The following is a 4,206-nucleotide window of genomic DNA, read 5'->3' as shown; positions in this document are numbered from 1 at the left end:
TCGCTCGAGCTATCGCCTTCGCAATTGAGCAGCCTGCTGACGTGGATATTAACGAGATCGTTCTGCGCCCAACCGTGCAGGAATTCTAATGAGTTGAGGGCCTGTCTCTTCGGCGTCAGGCCCCGCTTATCTGGAGTGAAAAGCGGTGAGTGCCACATGGCCCGGAAGAAAAGAAGCAAGCGCTCGATGCAGGTGCTGAATGCCCTGCAATTCTTCAGCAGCTTGCAGCTGTTCGTGGGGCTGACAACGGATTGATGGCAACGGTTATGGAGAGCTATCTACGGGAAGAGTTTCCCAGTAGCGAAATCAGGAGCGATTCGCAGAACAAGTCCATTGACGAGACCATCTCCATCGTCCGCTCCTACCTGCGGTAGAGGCACCAGGGTGCCCTCGGTGAGGGAAAATTTAGTTAGCTAGTAAAGGAAGCGCCATCATGAAATCACGTGCAGCAGTTGCCTTCGGGCCTGGAAAGCCACTGGAAATCGTCGAGATCGACGTCGAGCCGCCGCGCAAGGGCGAGGTGCTTGTCAGGATCACGAATACCGGCGTTTGCCATACCGACGCCTTCACCCTGTCGGGCGAGGACCCGGAAGGCGTGTTCCCGGCGGTGCTGGGCCATGAGGGCGCCGGCATCGTGGTCGAGGTCGGCGAGGGCGTGACCTCGGTCAAGCCGGGTGACCACGTGATCCCGCTGTACACCGCCGAGTGCGGTGAGTGCCTGTTCTGCAAGAGCGGCAAGACCAACCTGTGCGTGGCGGTGCGCGCCACCCAGGGCAAGGGCGTGATGCCCGATGGCACCACCCGCTTCAGCTACAACGGCCAGCCGATCTACCACTACATGGGCTGCTCGACCTTCAGCGAATACACGGTGGTGGCCGAAGTCTCGCTGGCCAAGATCAACCCGGACGCCAATCCCGAGCATGTCTGCCTGCTGGGTTGCGGTGTGACCACCGGCATCGGCGCTGTTCACAACACGGCCAAGGTTCAGCCGGGTGACTCTGTGGCCATCTTCGGCCTCGGCGGCATCGGGCTCGCTGCGATTCAGGGGGCACGCCAGGCCAAGGCGGGTCGCATCATCGCCATCGACACCAATCCAGCGAAGTTCGAGCTGGCTCGTACCTTCGGCGCGACCGAATGCCTCAACCCGAAGGACTTCGACAAGCCGATTCACGAGGTTCTCATCGAGATGACCGGTTGGGGTGTCGATCACACCTTCGAGTGCATCGGCAACGTCAACGTGATGCGCTCGGCACTGGAAGCAGCACATCGTGGCTGGGGCCAGTCGATCGTCATCGGCGTGGCTGGTGCAGGCAAGGAAATTTCGACGCGCCCGTTCCAGTTGATCACCGGTCGCACCTGGAAGGGCTCGGCTTTCGGCGGGGTCAAGGGCCGCACTCAACTTCCCGGCATGGTGGAGGACGCAATGAAAGGCGAGATCGATCTCGCCCCGTTCGTCACCCACACCATGGGCCTCGACGACATCAACAAGGCCTTCGACCTGATGCATGAAGGCAAGTCGATTCGCACGGTGATCCACTACTGATCGCCCACTACCCATTCAACGCCAACCACCAAGGAAATTAATCATGTCCACTCCTGTCATTTCTGGCGATGGCATCTTTTCGCACATCTTTATCGGCGCTGCCGACCTTCAGAAGTCGGTCGCGTTCTACGCCGCCGCTCTGGGTGCTCTTGGCATCAAGAACCTCGGTCCTTTCAACAACGGATGGGTACTTTTCGGTCGCGAAAAGCCGGCTTTCATCATCGCCCGCCCGGGCAATGGTGAAGCGCCTTCCAGCAACGGCGTGACGATCGGCTTTGCGGCCGCCACTCCCGCTGAAGTGGATGCCTTCCACGCCGCCGGCCTTGCCGCAGGCGGCACTGACGAGGGCCAACCTGGCGCACGTGGTCACCTGCCGGGTGCCTATGCTGCCTACCTGCGTGATCCGGCGGGCAACAAGGTCTGCTCGTACACCTTCGTCTGAAAGCAAGGAAGCTGAGAGCGTTCTGACAGGGTCAGCACAAGCCTCTATTATACGGCGAGCCTGTTAGACGGACTGCGTAACGCGGTGCATGCTCATGAAGATCGGCCCGCAGCCATGTGTGAAACGCATGGCTGCGGGCATTTGTTTTGAAGCGTGCTTTTCAACCAATGAGAAATGAGGTCGTTATGAAAGAGCCGGCCAATATCAATACGACGACCGTACAACCCACCCCAACCGCCACCGTGTACGGCATGCCGGCTTATGCCGATCGTGCTGCAGCCGTGGGTGAAGTGCATGCGCGCCCGCATCTGTTGCTTGAGGCCCCCCGCGGTATATTGCAGCTCGCTTTCATGACCGAAGGTGACCAGACCAGGGATCAGATGGCGATGAGCGAGTTGTCTCATCGCTTCGGCGTTGCCGAGCCCGACCACGCTACGCCGCTACACGGCATGACATGGGATGAGGGAGACCTTCACTGTGAAAAGCACACCGAGTTCTCTACGTATCTCTGGTGCGCTTCGCTGGATTCCAAGACGGGAGAGCCTTGCGGAGAAAATCCCTTCAAACATGGATTTGTTCCTCCGGGCCCGGTCATATCCGGCATCCGCTTGAGACTTCTTCCGTGGATACCAGAAACGGAGAAGGAGGCTGATCGCTTCGATCCTGCCAGCCTGTGCTACTCGTTGGTAGAGAACGGCTCTGCCGCCATCTTGACCGACTTCCGACAGGATGAGGATGGCCTGACGCAGATCCTCATCCTTGCTCGTGATTTGACCCCGGCGCGGGCAGGTGCGCTGGCTCAACTTCTATTGGAGATCGAGACGTACCGTACCTTGGCGTTGCTGTCTCTGCCGTTGACGCGATCGATGACGTCGGAGCTGCGACACATGGAGTCGCGCCTTGCTGCGATCACTGACGAGATGTGTACGAATTTGGTAGAACGCCGCGATAGCGACGTGCTGCTTTCCGAATTGACAGGTCTGGCCGCCGAACTGGAAGCTGGCGTCGCGGCAAATCTCTATCGCTTCGGCGCCAGCCGTGCCTACTACGAGATCGTCGAGGAAAGGCTGGCTGCGCTTTCAGAAGTGGCCGTATCCGGATACAGCACCTGGGCGGATTTCCTGCAGCGTCGCATCGCTCCAGCCATGCGGGAGTGCCAATCCGTAAAGGAGCGCCAGGCCAAGCTCTCCGACAAACTGACCCGAGCCATCGCGTTGCTGCGTTCGTGGATCGACGTCGAACTTGAACGCCAGAACCGCGATCTGCTGGCTTCGATGAACAACCGGGCCAAGTTGCAATTGCGCCTTCAGCAAACCGTCGAAGGCCTGTCGGTCGCGGCAATTTCTTATTACGTCGTGAGTCTTCTCGGCTACCTGCTCAAGGGCATTCCGATCGTTCACGACAGCGTGGCGCCGGTGATGGCGGTTCTGGTACCTGCGGTGATGCTGACGATCTGGTGGATCGTCCGCAGGATAAGACACGCCCACAGCGACACGGCGGCGGAAGAGAAATCTTCCTGACGAGCTGCCGTCCTGGCGCGCGATAGCTGCGCCGTCCGTTTGAACAGAGGAGAACAACATGCCAAGCAATTCTTTCGGTGAATCCTCTTGTACCGCTGCGGCCTGCATTGAAGCGTTTGTAGACCTTATTCCAGTAGCCAAACGCCTTGGGCAGGTCTCTCCAGGGACATCCCGTGCGCATGCGGTACAGCATGCCCTCCACGGTCATTCGTAGATCACGCTTGTTGTAGATGGCCTTGTGCAGCAGAATTTCCCGCAGCTTCGACCAATGCTCATCGCTGAGCAGTAATCGGGGCATTGCAAGCTCGTATCGATGTTGGGTCAGAGCTTCAACGATACGGGCTTGCTCTTATAGATCAATGGGTTAGCGCGAAATGGCAACAGACCCTAGCAAACCAGTTCAAATAACGTGGCGCAGTAGTTTTATCAGGTCCAAATGCGCCGTTTGGCCTGCGTCAGTTTCCCGGTGGTCTCCAGCCGTACATACACCAAACGCCTCTGGTCATCCACCGCGTCGCAACTCCCTGACACCCCGGCCCAGCTTGCGGCGCAACAGGGCCCGCAGGGTCACCCCATCCGAGTACCCGACCTGTGCGGCGACCTGGTCGACGCTCGCGTTTCCGGTGCGCAAGAGATGGACGGCATGCTCCACGCGCAGGTCCTGGAAATACGACAGCGGCGTCTTGCCCAAAACGCTTAGC

General features: G+C 59.2%; 5 protein-coding genes and 2 pseudogenes. 5 read left to right on the top strand and 2 right to left on the bottom strand.

Annotated elements, in window-relative coordinates:
• The 5 genes and pseudogenes from ACQKEK_RS23295 to ACQKEK_RS23275 form a co-directional block, all read left to right on the top strand.
• Positions 1-89 (top strand): annotated as a pseudogene (locus tag ACQKEK_RS23295) (oxidoreductase); the annotation flags it as partial.
• Positions 90-149: 60 nt separating this feature from the next.
• Complete coding sequence (locus tag ACQKEK_RS23290; protein WP_013970887.1) at positions 150-374, top strand: metal-sensing transcriptional repressor; 225 nt, start codon at positions 150-152, stop codon at positions 372-374.
• 59 nt (positions 375-433) lie between these two features.
• Positions 434-1,543, top strand: a complete 1,110-nt coding sequence (locus ACQKEK_RS23285) for an S-(hydroxymethyl)glutathione dehydrogenase/class III alcohol dehydrogenase (RefSeq protein ID WP_003291553.1) — start codon at positions 434-436, stop codon at positions 1,541-1,543.
• Positions 1,544-1,586: 43 nt separating this feature from the next.
• Positions 1,587-1,985, top strand: a complete 399-nt coding sequence (locus tag ACQKEK_RS23280; RefSeq protein WP_003291554.1) for a VOC family protein — start codon at positions 1,587-1,589, stop codon at positions 1,983-1,985.
• Between the two features lie 185 nt (positions 1,986-2,170).
• Positions 2,171-3,505, top strand: coding sequence for a DUF3422 family protein (locus tag ACQKEK_RS23275; protein WP_042927609.1), 1,335 nt, complete (start codon positions 2,171-2,173; stop codon positions 3,503-3,505).
• 103 nt (positions 3,506-3,608) lie between these two features.
• On the opposite strand, the pseudogene ACQKEK_RS23270 reads toward ACQKEK_RS23275, so the two are convergent.
• Positions 3,609-3,803: pseudogene (locus ACQKEK_RS23270) on the bottom strand (transposase); the annotation flags it as partial.
• Positions 3,804-4,007: 204 nt separating this feature from the next.
• Positions 4,008-4,157, bottom strand: a complete 150-nt coding sequence (locus tag ACQKEK_RS23265) for a hypothetical protein (RefSeq protein ID WP_236080166.1) — start codon at positions 4,155-4,157, stop codon at positions 4,008-4,010.
• Positions 4,158-4,206: the final 49 nt, after the last annotated feature.

Source organism: Pseudomonas sp. NPDC077408 (assembly GCF_050269105.1).
Taxonomy (GTDB): domain Bacteria; phylum Pseudomonadota; class Gammaproteobacteria; order Pseudomonadales; family Pseudomonadaceae; genus Stutzerimonas.
Note: the sequence above shows the minus strand (reverse complement) of the source record. Positions and strands in the feature narration are given on the sequence as shown.